This window comes from Oleiphilus sp. HI0067, from assembly GCF_001635735.1.
This window is the reverse complement of sequence record NZ_LWFI01000307.1, coordinates 1-1702: the sequence shown is the minus strand read 5'-3', so window position 1 is coordinate 1702 and position 1702 is coordinate 1. Positions and strand designations below refer to the sequence as shown.

The 1702-nt window shown below is 44.9% G+C and carries 2 protein-coding genes; both read left to right on the top strand.

Going from position 1 to position 1702, the window contains the following annotated elements; genetic code table 11:
* The coding region (locus tag A3739_RS03745) for a CmpA/NrtA family ABC transporter substrate-binding protein (RefSeq protein WP_068500374.1) at positions 1 to 968 on the top strand (968 nt) is incomplete at its 5' end.
* An 86-nt stretch (positions 969 to 1054) separates the two neighbouring features.
* The coding region (locus tag A3739_RS03740; protein ID WP_369821084.1) for an ABC transporter permease at positions 1055 to 1702 on the top strand (648 nt) is incomplete at its 3' end.

Sequence of the window (1702 nt, the reverse complement as noted above, 5' to 3'; positions counted from 1 at the left end):
ATATTCCTCACGAAGATGGCAAGCCAGTGCACCCAATCAAAGCTGACGCACTAAAGCCTGTTGTTGAAAAATATCAGAGCGAAGGTAAGCCATTTAACATGGGTATGGTATTCCCAGTATCGACGCACAACTATGAGTTACGTTACTGGTTAGCTGCTGGTGGTATTCACCCTGGCTATTACGCACCACATAAAGGTGATACCAGCGGTCAGATTGATGCAGATGCATTGCTTTCGGTTACTCCACCACCACAAATGCCAGCAACGATGGAAGCCGGCACTATTTATGGTTACTGTGTGGGCGAGCCGTGGAACCAGCAAGCAGTATTTAAAGGTATTGGTGTGCCAGTTGTAACGGATTACGAAATTTGGAAGAACAACCCAGAGAAAGTTTTCGGTGTGAGTAACGAGTGGGCAGAGAAATATCCAAATACGCATGCTCGCGTTGTAAAAGCGATGATCCGCGCAGCAATATGGTTGGATGAGAACAACAACGCTAACCGTCCAGAAGCGGTAAAAATCTTATCTCAAGCAAACTACGTTGGTGCTGACTACGAGGTTATTGCTAACAGTATGACGGGTACGTTTGAGTACGAGAAAGGCGATAAGCGTGAGATTCCAGACTTCAACGTATTCTTTCGTTACAACGCGACTTACCCCTACTACAGTGATGCAATTTGGTATCTAACACAGATGCGTCGTTGGGGGCAGATCTCTGAGCATAAGTCAGATGATTGGTACATGGAAACGGCTAAGAAAGTATATCGTCCAGATATCTACGCGACAGCAGCCAAAGCATTGATCGAAGAAGGTAAAGCGAAAGCTTCTGATTTCCCTGAATTCGATTCAGAAACTGGCTTTAAGCCACCTCAAACACACTTCATTGACGACCACGTTTACGATGGTTCAAAACCAAATGAGTACTTGCAGAAGTTCCCAATAGGTTTGAAAGGCAAAGACTTAATTTAAGCCTTAACGAAGTTAGCACATAGCCTAATTTGCCGAGTGCATAGTCCTCGCACTGGGCAAGTTTTATAGGCATAAAGGAGAAAGATATGTTTAAACAAGCGGTGATGCCTACTACTGGTGGATTAAGCCAAGTAGGTGAAAAATTGAAGCAGCTCTCGACTGCACTCGCATTACCCTTGCTTGGGTTAGTATGTTTTTTAGGTCTGTGGAACGCTGCAGCACAAAACATCGATACCTCGCTAGGCCAATTCCCAGGCCCTGTTCAAGTATGGGAACAATCAAAGAATCTATTGAATGAACATCAGGCAGAGGTTGCTAAGGCAGAAGCCTTTTATGAGCGACAAGAACAACGCAATGAAGCGCGTATGGCAAAAGATCCAGACTACGTGCCTAAAATCCGCCCTTATACAGGCGCACCAACGTTCTTCCAGCAAATTTGGACGAGCTTAGGTACGGTTGCAACTGGATTCTTTATCGCATCAATTATCGCCGTGCCATTAGGGATTTTATGTGGCTTGAGTAAATCGGCATATGCTGCGATTAACCCTTTAATTCAGTTATTTAAACCGGTGTCACCGCTTGCGTGGTTGCCATTGGTAACAATGGTCGTGAGTGCTGTGTATGTATCAAACGACCCAATGTTTTCGAAATCCTTTATCACTTCAGCTGTCACGGTATCGTTGTGCTGCCTATGGCCAACGCTGATCAATACCGCAGTGGGTGTTTCTAGTATT